The organism is Frateuria sp. GZRR33 (assembly GCF_051900425.1).
GTDB lineage: Bacteria > Pseudomonadota > Gammaproteobacteria > Xanthomonadales > Rhodanobacteraceae > Frateuria_A.
In genome coordinates this window covers 1-17257 of record NZ_JBHZGK010000014.1, presented here as the reverse complement: position 1 = coordinate 17257, position 17257 = coordinate 1, and the positions used below count along the sequence as shown (strand labels likewise).

General features: G+C 68.4%; 14 protein-coding genes. 9 read left to right on the top strand and 5 right to left on the bottom strand.

Annotated features, from left to right (window positions below):
• The 3 genes from ACFWZU_RS14785 to ACFWZU_RS14775 all read right to left on the bottom strand — a co-directional run bounded on the left by ACFWZU_RS14785 (position 1) and on the right by ACFWZU_RS14775 (position 5672).
• Positions 1 to 2319: a catecholate siderophore receptor Fiu gene (locus ACFWZU_RS14785; RefSeq protein ID WP_439702292.1), complete on the bottom strand. Its 2319-nt coding sequence runs from the start codon at positions 2317 to 2319 to the stop codon at positions 1 to 3.
• A 368-nt stretch (positions 2320 to 2687) separates the two neighbouring features.
• Positions 2688 to 4808, bottom strand: a complete 2121-nt coding sequence (locus tag ACFWZU_RS14780) for a M13 family metallopeptidase (protein WP_439702291.1) — start codon at positions 4806 to 4808, stop codon at positions 2688 to 2690.
• 210 nt (positions 4809 to 5018) lie between these two features.
• The gene (locus ACFWZU_RS14775; RefSeq protein ID WP_439702290.1) at positions 5019 to 5672 is read right to left on the bottom strand and encodes a DUF502 domain-containing protein; all 654 of its coding nucleotides are present in this window, start codon (positions 5670 to 5672) and stop codon (positions 5019 to 5021) included.
• A 260-nt stretch (positions 5673 to 5932) separates the two neighbouring features.
• Between ACFWZU_RS14775 and ACFWZU_RS14770 the strand changes: the two genes are divergently transcribed.
• Both ACFWZU_RS14770 and ACFWZU_RS14765 read left to right on the top strand, forming a co-directional pair.
• Positions 5933 to 6445, top strand: a complete 513-nt coding sequence (locus ACFWZU_RS14770) for an RNA polymerase sigma factor (RefSeq protein WP_439702289.1) — start codon at positions 5933 to 5935, stop codon at positions 6443 to 6445.
• Entirely contained in the window at positions 6442 to 7104 is a 663-nt protein-coding gene (locus ACFWZU_RS14765; protein WP_439702288.1) for a hypothetical protein, read from the top strand. The genes ACFWZU_RS14770 and ACFWZU_RS14765 overlap by 4 nt, the downstream gene beginning before the upstream one ends.
• 63 nt (positions 7105 to 7167) lie before the next feature.
• On the opposite strand, the gene ACFWZU_RS14760 is transcribed toward ACFWZU_RS14765, so the two are convergent.
• Complete coding sequence (locus ACFWZU_RS14760) at positions 7168 to 7626, bottom strand: DUF4442 domain-containing protein (RefSeq protein WP_439702287.1); 459 nt, start codon at positions 7624 to 7626, stop codon at positions 7168 to 7170.
• A gap of 197 nt (positions 7627 to 7823) precedes the next feature.
• A complete protein-coding gene (gene trxA, locus ACFWZU_RS14755) occupies positions 7824 to 8687 on the bottom strand; it encodes a thioredoxin (protein ID WP_439702286.1) in 864 nt (287 codons plus the stop codon).
• Between the two features lie 197 nt (positions 8688 to 8884).
• On the opposite strand from trxA, the gene ACFWZU_RS14750 reads away from it, so the two are divergent.
• From ACFWZU_RS14750 to holA, 7 genes are all read left to right on the top strand, one after another.
• Positions 8885 to 9559 (top strand): paraquat-inducible protein A, encoded by a 675-nt coding sequence (locus ACFWZU_RS14750; RefSeq protein WP_439702285.1) that lies wholly within the window; start codon positions 8885 to 8887, stop codon positions 9557 to 9559.
• Positions 9556 to 10176 carry a paraquat-inducible protein A gene (locus tag ACFWZU_RS14745; RefSeq protein ID WP_439702284.1) on the top strand — a complete coding sequence of 207 codons (621 nt, stop codon included), beginning with the start codon at positions 9556 to 9558 and terminating at the stop codon, positions 10174 to 10176. The genes ACFWZU_RS14750 and ACFWZU_RS14745 overlap by 4 nt, the downstream gene beginning before the upstream one ends.
• On the top strand, positions 10169 to 11836 hold the full coding sequence (locus tag ACFWZU_RS14740; protein ID WP_439702283.1) for an intermembrane transport protein PqiB: 1668 nt from the start codon (positions 10169 to 10171) through the stop codon (positions 11834 to 11836). The genes ACFWZU_RS14745 and ACFWZU_RS14740 overlap by 8 nt, the downstream gene beginning before the upstream one ends.
• Positions 11833 to 12429, top strand: coding sequence for a PqiC family protein (locus ACFWZU_RS14735; protein ID WP_439702282.1), 597 nt, complete (start codon positions 11833 to 11835; stop codon positions 12427 to 12429). Before ACFWZU_RS14740 ends, ACFWZU_RS14735 begins: the two co-directional genes overlap by 4 nt.
• Positions 12430 to 12736: 307 nt before the next feature.
• The gene (leuS, locus tag ACFWZU_RS14730) at positions 12737 to 15484 is read left to right on the top strand and encodes a leucine--tRNA ligase (RefSeq protein WP_439702281.1); all 2748 of its coding nucleotides are present in this window, start codon (positions 12737 to 12739) and stop codon (positions 15482 to 15484) included.
• Positions 15485 to 15488: 4 nt separating this feature from the next.
• On the top strand, positions 15489 to 16019 hold the full coding sequence (locus ACFWZU_RS14725; RefSeq protein ID WP_439702280.1) for an LPS-assembly lipoprotein LptE: 531 nt from the start codon (positions 15489 to 15491) through the stop codon (positions 16017 to 16019).
• Position 16020: 1 nt separating this feature from the next.
• Positions 16021 to 17031 (top strand): DNA polymerase III subunit delta, encoded by a 1011-nt coding sequence (holA, locus tag ACFWZU_RS14720; protein ID WP_439702279.1) that lies wholly within the window; start codon positions 16021 to 16023, stop codon positions 17029 to 17031.
• Positions 17032 to 17257: the final 226 nt, after the last annotated feature.

The following is a 17257-nucleotide window of genomic DNA, read 5'->3' as shown; positions in this document are numbered from 1 at the left end:
TCAGAACCGGATATTGGCCGTCAGCATCGCCGCGCGCGGCGTGCCGGGCGTGTAACGGTAGCCGCTCTTGTTGATCGCGGCGACGTAGCGGCGGTCGAACAGGTTGTAGAGGTTCAACTGCAGGTCGAGGTGGCGGTTGACCGGCAGGCTCGCCATCGCGTCGAACACCCAGTACGAGCCGGTGGTGTCGGGCGTGCCGATGGCGCCGTCGGTGCCACGCTTCATCGCCCCGGCATAGCGCGCACCGCCGCCGACCGTGAGGCCGAACGGCAGGTGGTAAGTGGTCCAGGCGGTGAACGCGCTGCGCGGGGTGTAGGCCAGATCGCTGGAGCCGTCGTTGCTGACCGCCGCGCCGTCGGTGACCGTGGCGTCCATCGTGGTGAAGCCGGCGCTGACGCCCCAGTCGTCCGTGATCCGGCCGACGATCCCGAGCTCGATGCCCTGCACGCGCTTGCGGCCGGTCTGGTAGTACTGCTGGTCGACCGGGTCCTGGGTCAGCTCGTTGCGCACTACGGTGCGGTAGAGCGCGGCGGTGAACAGCAGGCGCTGGTCGAGCAGGTCCCACTTGGTGCCGAGCTCGGTGGTGTTGGCGCGCTGCGGATCGAGCGCGGGGTTGTCGGCGCTGCGGGCGGAGCTGCTGAACAGCAGCGTGTTGCCGCCGGGCGGCTCCTGCGACACGGCGACGTTGGCGTAGATGCTGCCGTTGGGCGCGGGCTTGTACAGCACGCCGAGCTTGCCGTTGGGCAGGGTGTCGACGATACGCGCAGCAAGGCCCGGCACCGGCGTGCCGGCTGGCAGAGTTCCGCACTCGGGGCTGTTGCGCTCGCCGCACAGCGCCACGCTGTCAAAGCGCGTCGTATAGCGGTCCAGGCGCACCCCGGCGGTGACCTGCCAGCGCGGGCCGAACTTCAGCGTGTCGAAGACGTAGGCAGCGGCGGTATCGGTGGTGCCGGTGTTCCAGGCGCCGGTTTCACCGTAGACCAGGCCGCCCACGCGCGGGTCGGGATGGTAAAGGTTCGCGGCCGGCCAGGTACTCCCGTCCAGCGGCCCGACGTCGATGTCGGAGGCCTTCTCTTCGGTCAGTTCCAGGCCTGCGCTCAGGTTGTGGATCACCGCCCCGGTGGCGAAGTTCGCCGTGAGGTTCGTCTGGTTGGTAAGGATGCGGTTGGACTGGCGCTTGAAGGTCGGCAGGCTGCGCGCGATGGCCCAGGTCGAGGGATCGGCCAGGTCCGGCGTGAGCAGGTTGCCGGCGTCCGCGCGGAAGGAGGTCAGCAGGTAATCCTGGTGCGTGCGGCCCCAGCGCGTGGTGTTGCGCAGCGCCAGGTCGGGGCTGAACTCGTGCTCGACGATCAGCGTGAGCATGTCCGCGGTGACGCGGTCGTGGTCCTGCGCGGTGCCGTAGAAGTTCTCGCTGTCGACGCGAGGTGCGAGGCCGATCTGCGGCCGTTCGGGATCGGGGCTGGTGTAGCCCGGCAGCCCGATCGTGGGCACGCCGCCGTCCGGCACGTTGTTCTGCTTGATGTGCAGGGCGTCCAGGAAGACGCGCGTGGGCGTACCCAGGCCAAAGGCGAGCGAAGGTGCCACGCCCCAGCGACGGTTGCGCACACGGTCGCGACCGGGTACGCCGCTGTCCTGGCCGACGACGTCCAGGCGGAACGCGTTGTGGTCGCCGAACTGCCGGTTGAGGTCGGCGGTGGCGCGCTGCTGCTGGCCGCTGCCGTAGGCGAGCGAGGCGCCGGCGCGATCGGCGAGCATCGGCTGGCGGGTCACCATGTTGACCGCGCCGGTCGGTGCGGTGCGGCCGTATTCGGTGCCGTCCGGGCCCTTGGTCACCTCCACCTGCTCGATGTTGAACAGGTCGCGGGAGATCGAGCCCAGGTCGCGTACGCCGTCGACGAAGATGCTGCCGGACGTATCGAAGCCGCGCATGTAGATGCCGTCGCCGGTGGTCGTGCTGCCGTTCTCGCCGACGTAGAAGGTACCCACGCCCGGGCTGTTGCGCAGCGCCTCGGTCAGCGTGGTCGCGCCCTGCTGCTCGAACAGGTCGCGGGTGATGATGCCGATGGTCTGCGGCGTATCGAGCAACGGTTGGGTGAACTTGGGCGAATCGACCATGTCGGCGCGGTAGTCCGCGCCACGCGTCGCGTTGACTTCGACGCCGGGCAGGCGCTTGGCATCGCGCACCTGCGGATCGTTGGCGTCGGTGCTGCCGGCGTGGGCGGGCGCGGCGAACGCGAGGCCGGTGAGCAGGCTTGCAGCCACGCTGCGGGTGCGCGCGGAGGGGCGGGTCGGGTGCTTGCGACGGGTGATGCAGGCCATGAGAGTCCTTGTCTGGCGGATACTACAGGTCGCGAAGATTAATGAGAATGATTTGCAATAACAAGCAAGCGATCCCGCAGGAGCGCGCTTGTGCGCGACTTCGGTGCGGTCCGGTCGCGCACAGGTGCGCTCCTACAGGGAGACGTCGGGGCTTGCGGGTGCGACGGTGTGCGTGGCCGGGTCGACGACCAGCGGGCAGGGCGCAGCTGTGCGCGCGATCCGGGCGCAATGCGATGCGGCACGGCCGCGTACAGGGTGCGCTCCTGCAGTCCGCGGCGTTCGCGTGGCAGCACGGCACAAAAAAAGGCCCCGCCGGGGCGGGGCCTTTCGAGGACTGGCAAGTCCCTCCCGAGGGGGAGGGTGGCGGCTTACCAGATCTTCACCTGCTTGTCGCCCGAGCGGACCATCGCGTCGCCCGGCTTGCACTGGAACGCGGTGGCGAAGGCGTCCATGTTGGACGGCGCACCGATCGCGCGCAGCGAAGCGGGGGCGTGGGGATCGGTGTTGAGCTGCAGCAGTGCCTGCTTCTCGCGGATGTTGCCACGCCACACACGGGCCCAGTTGAGGAAGAAGCGCTGGTCCTGGGTGTAGCCGTCGATCTTCGAGCCGGCTTCCTCAGGGTTCTTCTTCAGCGCCATCTGCAGCGCGTCGTACGCGGCGTTCAGGCCGCCCAGGTCACCGATGTTCTCGCCCAGGGTGAGCCGGCCGTTGACGTGGACGTCCGGCTTGTCCTTGATCGGGGTGTAGTCGTTGAACTGCGCGACCAGCTTGTCCGCGCGCTGGTCGAACTTGGCGCGGTCGGCCTTGGTCCACCAGTTGACGTTGTTGCCGTCGCCGTCGAACTGGCTGCCCTCGTCGTCGAAGCCGTGGCTGGCCTCGTGACCGATCACCGCACCGATGCCGCCGTAGTTGATCGCGTCGTCGCCGTTGGCATAGAAGAACGGCGGCTGCAGGATCGCGGCCGGGAAGTTGATCGTGTTGTCGGTCGGGTTGTAGTAGGCGTTGACCGTCTGCGGGGTCATGCCCCATTCCTTGCGGTCGGTCGGCTTGCCGATCTTGTTGATGTCGTACTCGTAGTTGTACTTGGCGGCGGCCATCACGTTGCCGTAGTAGTCGCCCTGCTTGATCTCGAGGCCGGACCAGTCACGCCACTTCTCCGGATAGCCGATCTTGGGCAGGAAGGTGTTCCACTTGGCGATCGCCTTGGCCTTGGTCTCCGGGCTCATCCAGTCGAGGTTCTCGATGCGCGCCTTCAGGGCGTTGCGCACGTTGTCGACCAGTTCCTGCGCGCGCGCCTTGGCTTCGGGCTTGAAGGTCTTGTCGACATAGAGCTGGCCCAACGCCATGCCCATCGAGCCGTTGACCGAACCGAGCACGCGCTTCCAGCGAGCCTTCTGCTCCGGCTGGCCCGACAGGGTCTTGCCGTAGAAGTCGAACTTGTTGTCCTGGAAGGACTTCGACAGCAGCGGCGAGGCGTCGTCGATCACGTGGAAACGCAGATAGGCCTGCCACTGGTCGATCGGGGCGGTAGCCAGCAGCTTGTCGAACTCGGCGAAGAACTTCGGCTGCGACAGCGAGAAGCCCTTGTCCACCTTCACGCCCTGCGCGTCGAAGAACTTCTCCCAGCTGAAGTGCGGGGTGATCTTGTCGGCTTCCTTCAGGCTGACGAAGTGGTACTGGTGCTCAGGAGTACGCAGCTCGACCGGGGCGAACGAGGCGTCGGCCAGCTTGGCCTCGAACGCCATCACCTGGTCGGCCTGCTTCTTGGCCTCGGCCGCGGGCACGCCGGTCAGCTGAAGCGACTTGGCGATGTAGTCCAGATACGCGTTGCGCTGCTCGGCGTACTTGGCGTCGGTGTAATAGTCCTTGGTCGGTAGCCCAAGGCCGCTCTGGAAGGTGTAGCCGATCTGCATGGAGGCGTTCTTGAAGTCCGCGCCCGAGCCGAACGCGAACACCTGCATGTCGCCGTTGCTGAAGCTCTTGTTGAGATAGTCGGCCACGTCGCTGCCGTTCTTCAGCGCGGCGATGGCGTCGAGCTTGGGCTTGATCGGATCGAAGCCGGCCTTTTCGATGGCCGCCTCGTCCATGCCCGAGGCGTACAGGTAGCCGATCTTCTGCTGGATCGAGCCGGCCTGCGCGCTGGCGGCGTTCTTGGACGCGTTCTCGACGATCTCGTGCTGGGTGTTGAGGCTGTCCTCGGCCAGCTTGTCGAAGGCGCCCCAGCGGGTGCGGTCGGACGGGATCGGGTTGGCGGCAACCCACTTGGCGTTGACGAACTGGTCGAAGTCCGCGCAGGCCTCGTTCATCGGCCCCAGTTCGCTGACATCGAACACGCTCGTGGGCGCACCGGCCATCGCCGTGGTGCCGGCCGAGGCGGGCGCGCTGCTGCTGGCGGCAGGAGCCTGGTCGGCCTCGTGCTTGCCGCACGCGGTCAGCGAAAGCGCCAGGCTCACCGCGAGCGCCAGCGGCTTCAGATACTGCTTGGACATGGATATCCCTCTGTTGTTTTCGCCATTTGTGGCGGTTGCGTTGTTGCCGGCCGCATCCCCCACGGTGCGGCCATGACCGACCACGCTAGGCCATTGGTCATGGGCCATGACAGTGTCAAAGGTCAGGGGTGGGCAGGCGAGGGCCCGCAGGAGCCCACGCTGAGCGCGACGAGCCGGCGCGGCGGACCGGATCGCGGCCTGGCGGGGCTCCTACGACGGCTTGCGCGCCGCGGGCGGCAACGTGTCCGGCGCTACTGCGCCGCCCGAAATGATGAAGGCCATGCCCTGGTCCATGGTCCAGTCGGTGGGCGTCAGCGCCTCCACCGGCAGGGTCAGCAGGAAGCCGCCCGTGGGGTTGGGCGTGGTCGGCACGAACACCGCGGCCATCTCGCGGCCGCTGCCTTCCTCGGTCATCAGCCGCGTGACGAAGCCGATCGCCTTCGTACCGGGGTGGGGGAAGTCGACCAGCACCACCCGCTGCACGCCCGAAGGCTTCTGTTGCAGCACCGCCATCAGCTTCTTGGTGCCGCCGTAGATGGTCTGCACCAGCGGGATGCGCTGCAGCAGGGCGTCGAACGTATCCAGCAACCGCTGCCCGATCACCCGGCTGGCCAGGAAGCCGAGCAGGTACAGCGCCAGCAGGGTGATCAGCAGCGCCACGACGGACGTGAACCATGCACTGCCCAGCGCGGCGGCGGTTTCCGGGGCTACCAGCGCGAGCGCACCGAGCGCCGCGGCGACCATCGGTGCGCCGATGCCGGCCAGGAAGCCCAGCACGAACTTGAACACGGTCCAGGTCACCCACAACGGGATGAAGGTGAGCAGGCCGGTGAGCAGGTACCGTTTGAAGCGAAGGCGCGGCATGGGGGGCAGAAGGCGGGAAAGCCCGCATTGTAGGCCGTGCTGCGCGACGTGTAGGAGCGCACCTGTGCGCGACCGCCATGTGTGGTGAGCCGTGCCGTGCGCTCTTGCGTGTGGTCTGTGTCCGTGCATATCAGGAGGCAGGGGAGGGGCTACGCGGGTCCGGCATGGCGGTGGCGCACAGGTGCGCTCCTACAGGGGCGGTGTGATTTTTCTTTTGCGCCTGGCGAATCATGCTTTGGACAGGGAGCCCGGGCGACACCATGAACGATCATCAACGCCAGTTCGAAGCCTTGCTGCAGGAACATCGCGGCATCGTCTTCAAGGTGGCCAGTGTCTACGCGCACGGCCGCGAGGACCGCAACGATCTGGCGCAGGAGATTGCCGTGCAGTTGTGGCGCTCGTTCCCGGGCTTCGATGCGGCGCGCGCGAAGTTCTCCACCTGGATGTACCGGGTCGCCCTCAACGTGGCGATCTCGCACGTCCGCCGAGCCAGCCGCGAACAGTACCTGGTGCCACTCGACGCCGTGCACCTGGAGCTGCCCGGGGAAGCGGACGTCTCACAGCCGGACGAACGGCTGTCGGCGCTGTACGCCTTCGTTGGCCAGCTCGACCCGCTCAACCGTGCGCTGATCCTGCTTTACCTCGAAGACCGCAGCTACGCGGAAATCGCCCAGGTGCTGGGCATCAGCGAAACCAACGTGGCCACCAAGATCGGCCGCATCAAGCAACGGCTGCGCGGCCAGATGGCGCCCGCAGCCTCCATCGGAGCATGAGCATGGAACTGGACGAGATGAAGCTGGCCTGGCAGCAACTCAACCAGCGCCTGGACCAGCAGCAGGCGCTCAATCTCAGGCTTTACAGGGAAGGCCGGCTGGACAAGCTGCGCCATGGCTTGCGGCCGCTGGTGTGGGGGCAGTCGATCCAGCTCGCCTTCGGCGTGCTCTTCATGCTGCTCGGCACGGCCTACTGGACCAGCCACCGGGACGTGCTGCAGCGGATCGTGCTGGGCGTGACCGTGCAGGTGTTCGGCCTGGTCATGGTCGCATTCGCCGGGCGCATCCTCCATCTGGTGCTGGAGATCGACTACACCGCGCCGGTGCTGGATATCCAGCGTCGCCTGGCGCAGCTGCGCGCCTGGCGCGTGCGGATCGAGGCGCCCGTGTTCGCGGTGATCGGCAGCTTCGTCTGGATCCCCCTGCTGTTGATCGAGATGCACTGGGAGATTGGCGTGGATGTCTGGGCCCGCTGGCCCGCCTTCGTGGGTTGGCTCGTGATCTGTGGCTGGGTCTCGCTGGCGCTCGTGCTGGCGGTGGTGTTGCTTGCGCACTGGACCGGGCGCCTGCGCTGGGTCACCGACAACGCCGCCGGCAAGGCGGTGCGCAAGGCCGAGGCGGCGCTGGAGGAGATCGCCCGCTTCGAACGTGGCGCTTAGTGCGGATGTGGCCAGGGCTTCAACCGGCAACCCCGCAGAAAGGCCGGCCGGTGGAAGCCGATCCTAGGCGCCGCGCGCCTTGGGCTTGAGCCGCACGTAGAGCTGCTTGCGCACACGGGCGACGACTTCGCCCGAAGCGGTGGCCACTTCGGTCTCGAACCAGCGCAACACCTTGTCACCGGCCGCAGCAGCCGTGCGCAATTCTTCGACCACGCCATCGGTCAGGTCGAAGGAGGCGAACACATCCTCGCGGCCGGGCGACACGAAGTCGATCGCGGCGGCCTTGTCCCAGACGTAGTAGTCGCTGCCCAGGCGGTGCATCGCCAGCAACATCCAGAACGGGTCGGTCATGGCGAACAGGTTGCCGCCGAACTGGCTGCGGACGTAGTTGCGGTTCCACGGGCGCAGGCGCAGCACGACGCGCGCGCGGGACCAGTCCTCGCCGAGCTCCAGGACGCGGATGCTGTTGAACAGGAACGGCGGCCAGAGGTTGAGCAGGCGGCGGAAGGTGGAGGGGCGCATCGGGAGAGCCGGCAAAAGCCCAGTCTAACGTTCGCTTGCGTATGGGGCGCGATGTCTCGCGTGGGAGGCCTCGGTGCGACGGCTGCGGCAGTCGTGCTTAGAGGCGCTGCTGCATGAGGTGGGCTCGCTTTGCAGGAGCGCACCTTTGCGCGACCGTGGACCTCCCGCTCGCGCACAGGTGACTGCCGGGCGGAGGGTCAGAACAGCAGCGAGGCCATCCGCCGGCGGTAGCGGCCCACCAGTTCGGCGTCGTCCAGCGTGGCGAAGGCAGCCAGCAGGCGCTTCTTGGCACCACCCTCGTTCCAGTCGCGGGCCTTTTCCAGGATCGCCAGGAACTGGTCCAGGCCGGCCGCCGGGTCGTCTTCCAGCAGCAGGCGCACGCCGAGCAGGTCGCGCGCGGCCCAGTCGGCAGGGGCGGCCTGCACCCGCTGGCGCAGCTCGGCGAGCGAGGGCGCCCCTTCCAGCGCGCGGGCGAGGTCGAGCTGGCTGCGCAGGCGCACGGCGCGGGCGTCAGTGGCGAGGTTCGCCGGCAGCGCGTTGAGCTCGGCTTCGGCGGCGTCGGCCTGGCCGTTGCGCATCAATACCAGCGCCAGGTCGAGCTTGAGCTCGGCCCGGTCCGGCTCGGCGGCAATCTCCTGCTGCAGGCGGTTGATCGCCTGGGCGGGATCCTCTTCCTCGATCGCTTCGGGCGCGACAGCGACCTCACCCTCCAGGGGCTGCACGTGGCGCGAGAGGAATTCGCGCAATTCGCCCTCGGGGAGCGCACCGGCGAAGCCATCGAGCAGTTGCCCGTCCTTGACCAGCATGACCGTCGGGATGGAGCGGATGCCGAACATCGCCGCCAGTTCCTGGTTCTTGTCCACGTCCACCTTGCCCAGGCGGAAGGCGCCGTTGTACTCGGCCGCAAGCTTTTCCAGCATCGGCCCCAGCGTCTTGCACGGGCCGCACCAGGTCGCCCAGAAATCGACCAGCACCGGCGTGGTCATCGAGGCGCGCAGCACCTCGCTCTCGAAATTGGCCGTGTCGATGTCGAAGACGTGGGCTTGGGCAGCGGCAGTCACGTGAGCTCTCCAGGGAAGGAAGGTTCGACATCGGGGCGCCGGCCAGCATATCAAGAGGCCCGGCTCCCCCAGGCAAGGGCGTGCGCGAAGCACACTCGTTCCCCTTATCTCCCGCCGGCGGGAGGATCGTGGTGGGGGCAACCCTCGCAGGGCAGCGGCTTGCTCTACTTCAGCGCCCGATTTGCGAGAATGGTCCGATGAGCACGCCGGAACATGGCCTCGCCAGCACCGCCGCGACCGACCGCGACGCGACCGGTCGGCCGTTCGCGTCCGCCGGTCCGTTGCTGATCTGCGAGCACTGCGACACGGTGCACCGCGGCCACCCGCTGGCGCGCGGCGAGACCATGCGCTGCGTGCGTTGCGAGGCGCTGCTGGCGCGTTACCACGCGCTCAATGCCGACGGCATGCTCGCGCTGGTGCTCACGGCGCTCATCGTGTTCCTGATCGCCAACGTGTGGCCGGTGGTCACCCTGGGCCTGGGCTCGCAGCAGAGCAGCGCCACGCTGTGGGGCACGATCCTGATGATGTGGGAGCAGGGCGCGCAGCTGGTTTCGGTGGTCGCGGCGGCCACGCTGTTCTTTTTCCCGCTCAACAAGATGCTGATGCTCGGGTGGGTCCTGCTGTTCGCGCGCGACGGCCGGCGCGCGCCGGGCTTCGCCCCCATCATGAAGACGCTTTACCACCTGCAGCCGTGGACCATGACCGAGGTGTTCGTGCTCGGCGCGATGGTATCGATCGTCAAGGCGCGCGCGTATTTCGACGTGCAGCCGGATCCGGGCATCTGGGCCTACGGCGTGCTCACGCTGTTGATCACGGTGTTCTCGGGCATCGACCTGCGCCGGCTTTGGGACGTGACGGAGCCGCGCGCGTGAGCCGCGCCCCGCGCGCGCAGGAGCTGGGCATCATCGGTTGCCACGTGTGCGGCCTGGTCTGCCGTGCACCCGCCAGCGACGATGCGGCCTGCCCGCGCTGTGGCGCGGCGCTGCACCGGCGCAAGCGAAACAGCATCGCGCGCACCTGGGCACTGCTGGTCGCGGCGTTCATCCTCTACATCCCGGCCAACGTGCTCCCGATCATGCGCACGGTGAGCCTGGGCGACGTGGACGACAACACCATCATCAGCGGCGTGGTGGAGCTGTGGGTCAAGGGCTCGCCGAGCCTGGCGGTGATCGTGTTCACCGCCTCGATCGTGGTGCCGATGACCAAGTTCCTCGTGCTGGGCACCTTGCTGGCCAGCACGCAGCGCCGCAGCGGCTGGGCGCTGCGCCAGCGCGCCAGGCTGTACCGCGCGGTGGAGTTCATCGGCTACTGGTCGATGCTGGACGTGTTCGTCGTCGCGCTGCTCACCGCGCTGGTGCGCTTCGGCTTCCTCAGCCAGGTCCAGCCGCTGCCGGGCGTGGTGTTCTTCGGCCTGACCGTGATACTTACGATGTTCGCCTCGATGAGCTTCGACCCCCGATTGATGTGGGACCTATCCGACGATGACTGAGCAAACCCCGCGCGAGGACTTGCCCGAGCCGGTGGTGCGCAAGCACCGCTTCAGCCTCTCGTTGATCTGGCTGGTGCCGGTGCTGGCCGCGCTGGTCGGCCTGTCGCTGGTGGTGCATGCGTGGCTGCAGGCGGGACCGCAGATCACCATCACCTTCCAGACCGCCGAAGGCCTGGAGTCCGGCAAGACGCCGGTCAAGTACAAGAACGTGGTGATCGGCAAGGTCACCAGCCTGGAGCTCACCGAGGACCGCGAGCGGGTGCGCGTCACGGTGGCGCTCAACAAGAGCGCGGCCAGCTTCGCCACCAGGGGCACGCGCTATTGGGTGGTGCGCCCGCGCATCGGCCTGGGCGGCGTGTCCGGCGTCGATACGCTGCTCTCGGGCGCCTTCATCGGCGCCGACGTGGGCGATTCGAAGGATGACCAATACGATTTCAAGGGGCTCGAATCACCGCCGGCGGTCCTGCACGGGGCGCCTGGCAAGAGCTACGTGCTGCACACCGACGACCTGGGCTCGCTCGACACCGGCTCGCCGGTGTACTACCGGCGCATCCAGGTCGGCCGCGTCGTGTCCTACGCGCTGGACAAGGACGGCAAGGGCGTGTCGCTGCGCATTTTCGTCGACGGCCCGAACGACCGCTACGTCACCCGCGATACGCGGTTCTGGAACGCCAGCGGCGTGGATGTCTCGCTGGGCGCCAACGGGCTGAAGCTCAATACGCAGTCGCTGGCGACAGTGATCGCCGGCGGCGTGGCCTTCGGCGAGCCCAAGGGCCCGCACGACAGCGCGCCCGCCGCCGAGGATGCGGACTTCGCGCTGTTCGACGACGAGGCCACTGCGCTGTCGCCGCCGGACGGCCCGCCGCGCTATATCCGCATGCGCTTCAACCAGTCGCTGCGCGGCCTGGCGGTGGACGCGCCGGTGGAGTTCCTGGGCATCAACATCGGCAAGGTGGTGTCGATCAGCCTCGACTATGACGCCGGCGACGAGCGCTTCCCGCTGACCGTGGGTGCGGTGATCTACCCGCAACGGCTGGGCCAGGCCTACGGCAAGCTGGCTGCGCAGGCCGGCATGAAGGACGGCCGTGTCGACCTGGGGCGCATGTTCGGCCCGCTGGTCGCCCGCGGCCTGCGCGCGCAGGCGCGCACGGGCAACCTGCTGACCGGTCAGCTCTACATCGCGCTGGACTTCGTGCCCAAGGCGCCCAGGGCACGCTTCGACGTGGCCGCGACGCCGATCGAATTGCCCACCGCGCCGGGCAGCTTCGACAAGTTGCAGGAGCAGCTGGCAGACATCGTCACCAAGGTGCAGAAGATTCCGTTCGACAGCATCGGCCACAACCTGAACCAGACGCTGGCGGATCTGGACCGCACGCTCAGGCAGGTCAACACCGGCGTGCTGCCCGAGCTCAAGGGCACGCTCAAGGGCGCGCAGCGCACGCTGGGCAGCGCCGACAACGCGTTGTCGGCCGATTCCCCGCTGCAGCAGAACCTGGGCAGCACGCTGGGCGAGCTGCAGCGCATGGCCCGTTCGCTGCGTGCGCTGACCGACTACCTGGGTGTGCATCCGGAGGCGCTGATCCGCGGCCGGCCGGACGATCCGCCGCCCGCGACACCCGAGCGCAACCACTCGCCCGCGCGGCAAGGGAGCAAGCCATGATCCGCACGCGACACCTGCTGGCCGCCGCGCTGGCCCTGGGGCTGGCCGCCTGCGCCTCCGAGCCGGCGCACTACTACACGCTGCTGGCTCCGGCGCCGGCCGAAGCGGGCATGACGCATCCCGCGCCGTTCAATTTCGAACTGATGCCGGTCGGCATCCCGGCCCAGGTCGACCAGCCGCAACTGGTGATCCGCCAGGGCGGGCAGGGCGTCGCGCCGCTGTCGGGCCAACGTTGGATCGCGCCGCTGGCCGACGAGGTGCGCGCGGCGCTGTCGGCCGATCTTGTGCAGGCGTTGCACGCCCAGGACGCCACCGGTTTGCCCAGTGGCGGCAAGCCGCGGTTGCGCATCAAGGTCGACCTGCGTCGCTTCGATTCGGCGCCGGGCGACTACGCGCTGGTGGACGCCGCCTGGAGCGTGCGCCAATTGCAGGGCGACGCCATGCTCGCCTGCACCAGCCAGTTCCGCGAGCCGGTCGGGGCCGGCTACGACGCACTGGTCGAAGGCCACCAGCGTGCGCTGGCGAGGCTTGCCGGGGAGATCGCCCAGGTTGCCGGACCGGTCGCAGCCGGCCAGTCGCCCGCCTGTCCATAGGGGAATCGGCCCAAAGGCGCCCCATCTGCCTGTCGGCACCTTCTCCCGCGTTCGCGGGGGAAGGCTCGGTAGCGTGGCGACGCGCGCTGGTCCTTCCTCCTTCGCGGGAGAAGCTCGAAAGCCGCGAGCGCCATGACCCTTCCCCCGTTCACGGGGAAGATGCCCGAAGGGCGGATGGGGAGACCTTGCGACGGACCCACCAGTGCCGTCCCGTCTTGGCTCCAGGCGGGCGCTGGGCTAGGCTGACGGGTTCCCGCCGCGGCGTTCCCGACCGGCCGCGCGAGCCCCCCAGCAAGGCACCGGACACATGCAGGACTCCCACGAACAGGCTTCGAACGAACAGGGCTACCAGCCGCAGGCGGTGGAAACCGCCGCGCAGCAGTACTGGAGCGCGAACCACGCCTACGAGGTGGTCGAAGACCCCTCGCGGCCCAAGTTCTACTGCCTTTCGATGCTGCCGTATCCGTCCGGCGCGTTGCACATGGGCCACGTGCGCAACTACACCATCGGCGACGTGATCAGCCGCTACCAGCGGATGAACGGCAAGAACGTCCTGCAACCGATGGGCTGGGACGCGTTCGGCCTGCCGGCGGAAAACGCCGCGATCAAGAACCGGACCGCGCCGGCCAAGTGGACCTACAGGAACATCGAGCACATGCGCGAGCAGTTGAAGCGCATGGGCTTCGCCTACGACTGGACGCGCGAGTTCGCCACCTGCCGACCCGAGTACTACCGCTGGGAACAGTTGATGTTCACGCGGTTGATGAAGAAGGGCATGGCCTATCGCAAGAACGCGGTGGTCAACTGGGACCCTGTCGACCAGACGGTGCTCGCGAACGAGCAGGTCATCGACGGCCGCGGCTGGCGCTCCGGCGCGCTGGTGGAAAAGCGCGAGATCCCGCAGTGGTTCCTCAAGATCACCGACTACGCGCAGGAACTGCTCGACGGCCTGGACACGCTGCCGGGCTGGCCCGACGCGGTCAAGACCATGCAGCGCAACTGGATCGGCCGGTCCGAGGGCATGGAGATCCACTTCGCCGTCGAGGGCGAAGCCGAGCCGCTGACCGTCTTCACCACGCGTCCGGACACGCTGCTGGGCGTTTCCTTCGTCTCGATCGCCGGCGAATATCCATTGGCGCTCAAGGCGGCGCAGGGCAACGAGCGGCTGGCCGCGTTCCTGGAAGAGCTCAAGCACGGCGGCGTCTCCGAGGCCGAACTGGAGACCCAGGAAAAGCGCGGCATGGACACCGGCCTGCGCGCCATCCACCCGATCACCGGCGAGCCGATCCCCGTGTGGGTGGCCAACTTCGTGCTGATGGGCTACGGCACCGGCGCCGTCATGGCGGTGCCCGGGCACGACCAACGCGACTGGGAATTCGCGCAGAAGTATTCGCTGCCGATCCGCATGGTGATCGTCGACCGCGGCGTGCTCGATGCGCTGGCCGAGATCGGCCATGACCTGAGGACCGGCGTGCGCGCCGATGCCATGCGCAATGCGCTGGAAGGCGCGCAGACCGACCCGGTCGCCACATCGGCGGCGCTGGGCACGGTGCAGGAATTCGAGCGGCGCATCCACGAGGACGGCGCGTATACCGAGCGCGGCATCCTGGTGAACTCGGGCGACTACGACGGGCTCGACTTCGCGCAGGCCTTCGAGGCGATCGCCGACCGGCTGGAGCGCGAGGGCAAGGGCCAGCGCCGTGTGAACTGGCGCCTGCGCGACTGGGGTGTGTCCCGCCAGCGCTACTGGGGTTGCCCGATCCCGGTGATCTATTGCGGCCAGTGCGGCGCCGTGCCGGTGCCGGAAGACCAGCTGCCGGTGGTGTTGCCCGAAGACGTCGAATTCTCCGGCGTGCAGTCGCCGATCAAGGCCGACCCCGAATGGCGCAAGTGTGCCTGCCCGCAATGCGGCGGCCCGGCCGAGCGCGAGACCGACACCTTCGACACCTTCATGGAGTCGAGCTGGTACTACGCCCGCTACACCAGCCCGGGCGCCCAGGCCCAAGTCGATGCGCGCGCCAACTACTGGCTGCCGGTGGACCAGTACATCGGCGGCATCGAGCACGCGATCCTGCACCTGCTCTACTTCCGCTTCTATCACAAGCTCCTGCGCGACGCGGGGCTGGTGCACTCGGACGAACCGGCCACCAACCTGCTGTGCCAGGGCATGGTCATCGCCGAAACCTTCTATCGCGAAAACGACGATGGCTCGAAGGACTGGATCAATCCGGCCGATGTCGAGATCGAGCGCGACGAACGCGCGCGCGTCATCGGCGCCCGCCTGAAGGCGGACGGCCAGCCGGTGCAGATCGGGGGCATCGAGAAGATGTCCAAGTCCAAGAACAACGGCGTCGATCCGCAGGCGATGGTGGAAAAGTTCGGCGCCGACACCGTGCGTCTTTTCTCCATGTTTGCCGCGCCGCCGGAGCAGTCGCTGGAGTGGAGCGAGGCGGGTGTCGAAGGCATGGCCCGCTTCCTGCGCCGCTTCTGGCGCGAGGTCACCACGCATGCGTCGCAGCCGGATCATCCGGTGGTCGACCCGGCCGCGCTCGACGCCGGCCAGAAGGCGATGCGCCGGCAACTGCACGAGACCATCCAGAAGGTGGGTGACGACCTGGGCCGACGGCACTCCTTCAACACCGCCATCGCCGCGCTGATGGAACTGCTCAACGCGCTGGGCAAGTTCACCGACATGAGCGAGCAGGGCCGGGCCGTGCGCCACGAAGCGCTCGAAGCGATGGTGCTGCTGCTCAACCCGGTGGTGCCGCACATCAGCCACGCGCTGTGGCAGGTGCTGGGCCATCCGCAGACGGTGCTCGAGAACGTGCCCTGGCCGCAGCCGGATCCGGCTGCGCTGGTGCGCGATTCGGTCACGCTGGCGGTACAGGTCAACGGCAAGCTGCGCGCTACCATCGAGGTGCCCGCCAACGTGTCGAAGGAAGAGGCCGAGGCCATGGCGCGCGCGCAACCGCAGGTGCAGGCGCACCTGGAAGGGCTGGCCGTACGCAAGGTCATCGTGGTGCCTGGCAAGATCGTCAACATCGTCGCGGGATGAGCCCATGAACCGTCTGTTCCGAGCCTCGCTGCTGCTCTGCACCCTCGCGCTGTCGGCGTGCGGCTTCCACTTGCGCCAGAGCGCGGCGCTGCCGACCTCGATGCAGCACATGCACCTGACCGTGAGCGGCGGCGGCAGCCTGCAGCGCGACCTGGCCCGTGCGCTGGAAGATTCCGGCGTCACGATCGAGGACCAGGGTGGCCCCGGCATCGCCGAGCTCAAGATCCCCGTCGCCTCCTTCGATACCGACACGCTGAGCGTCAGCGGCGGTGCGCGCGTCACTGAGTACAGCGTGCGCTACCAGGTGCGCTTCGAGGTCGACGACAGCAACGGGCAGCCGCTGATCACGCAGCAACGCATCGACATGTCCCGCGACTTCAGCTACGACGCGCTCAACACCGTCGGCACGGACGCGCAGGTGGAAGAGATCCGCCGCAGCCTCAACGACGACATGGTGCAGGCGATCCTGTTCCGGCTGCAGGCCGCCGGTCGCCACCAGATGGCCGAACCCGCCGCGGCGTCCAGCGCCGGCTGACATGCCGCTGTCGCCCGCCCAGTGGAACAAGGTGCTGGCGTCCGACCGCCTGGCGCCGGTGTACCTGCTTGCGGGCGAGGAATTGCTGGTGCTGGAGGCGGCCGACGCATTGCGTGCGCGCGCCCGTGAGCTCGGCTACGCCGAGCGCGAGGTGCTCGAAGCGGGCCAGCATTTCGACTGGGACGACCTGGCCCGATCGGCGGCAGGCATGTCGCTGTTCGCCAGTCGCCGCCTGCTCGATCTGCGTCTGCCGACCGGGCGGCCCGGCGTGGAGGGGGGCAAGGCGATCACCGCGTTCTGCGCCAATCCGCCGCCCGACGTGACCCTGCTGATCACCGCGGTCGAATGGAGCAACAAGCACGAAGGCGCCTGGACCAAACAGGTCGACGCCGCCGGTGTGCTGGCCGTGTTCAACGCGCCCAGACCGCAGGAATGGGCTGCCTGGATCGGTGCGCGACTGGCTTCGCGTGGGCTCACCGCCACACCCGACGCCGCCGGGCTGCTGGCCGAGCGTGTCGAGGGCAACCTGCTCGCCGCGGCGCAGGAGATCGACAAACTGGTCGTGCTGCACGGCAGCGGCCGCATCGACGCGGCCGAGATGGAAAACCTGGTTGCCGACAGCGCGCGCTACGACGCGTTCAAGCTCACCGATGCGGCCTTTGCCGGCGACGGCGGCCGCGCGTTGCGGATCCTCGCCGGCCTGCGTGGCGAGGGCGAGGACCTGATCCCGCTGATGGGCTGGCTGGTCAACCAACTGCAGCTCGCGCTGCGCCTGGCCAACGCGCGCGATTTCGCGCAGCAGGCGCGCGCCGAACGGCTGTGGCCGGCGCGCGAGCAACTGTTCCGCAAGGCCCTGCGCCGCGCCCCGCGCGAGCACTGGCTGGCCTGCCTGGCCCGCGCTTCGCGCATCGACCGCATGGCCAAGGGCCGCGAGTGGGGCGAGCCGTGGCTGGAGGCCGAGCGCCTGATCGCCACCATCGCCGAGCCGCGCGCCGCCGCGGCGCTGGGATGAACGCGCGCTCTGCTCCCTCTCCCCGCCGGGGAGAGGGCTGGGGCGAGGGGTCGGGGCTCGCGGTGGTGTCGATTGACGCCAAGCCGCAAAGCCGGATCGTCCCTCGCCCGATGCCCGCTTCGACGTGGCGTGGCCCCTCACCCCAACCCTCTCCCCGGCGAGGAGAGGGAGCAGGGCTCCCATGCGTCCCCTAGCCATCCTCGGCGGCACCTTCGACCCGGTCCAC

Bases quoted from the DNA above. Each gene is read 5' to 3' on its own strand.
- ACFWZU_RS14770 (WP_439702289.1), top strand. From the start codon at position 5,933: ATGAACGATCATCAACGCCAGTTCGAAGCCTTGCTGCAGGAACATCGC.
- ACFWZU_RS14735 (WP_439702282.1), top strand. From the start codon at position 11,833: ATGATCCGCACGCGACACCTGCTGGCCGCCGCGCTGGCCCTGGGGCTG.
- ACFWZU_RS14765 (WP_439702288.1), top strand. From the start codon at position 6,442: ATGAGCATGGAACTGGACGAGATGAAGCTGGCCTGGCAGCAACTCAAC.
- ACFWZU_RS14750 (WP_439702285.1), top strand. From the start codon at position 8,885: ATGAGCACGCCGGAACATGGCCTCGCCAGCACCGCCGCGACCGACCGC.
- ACFWZU_RS14760 (WP_439702287.1), bottom strand. From the start codon at position 7,626: ATGCGCCCCTCCACCTTCCGCCGCCTGCTCAACCTCTGGCCGCCGTTC.
- leuS (WP_439702281.1), top strand. From the start codon at position 12,737: ATGCAGGACTCCCACGAACAGGCTTCGAACGAACAGGGCTACCAGCCG.
- ACFWZU_RS14785 (WP_439702292.1), bottom strand. From the start codon at position 2,319: ATGGCCTGCATCACCCGTCGCAAGCACCCGACCCGCCCCTCCGCGCGC.
- ACFWZU_RS14740 (WP_439702283.1), top strand. From the start codon at position 10,169: ATGACTGAGCAAACCCCGCGCGAGGACTTGCCCGAGCCGGTGGTGCGC.
- ACFWZU_RS14775 (WP_439702290.1), bottom strand. From the start codon at position 5,672: ATGCCGCGCCTTCGCTTCAAACGGTACCTGCTCACCGGCCTGCTCACC.
- holA (WP_439702279.1), top strand. From the start codon at position 16,021: ATGCCGCTGTCGCCCGCCCAGTGGAACAAGGTGCTGGCGTCCGACCGC.
- ACFWZU_RS14725 (WP_439702280.1), top strand. From the start codon at position 15,489: ATGAACCGTCTGTTCCGAGCCTCGCTGCTGCTCTGCACCCTCGCGCTG.
- ACFWZU_RS14780 (WP_439702291.1), bottom strand. From the start codon at position 4,808: ATGTCCAAGCAGTATCTGAAGCCGCTGGCGCTCGCGGTGAGCCTGGCG.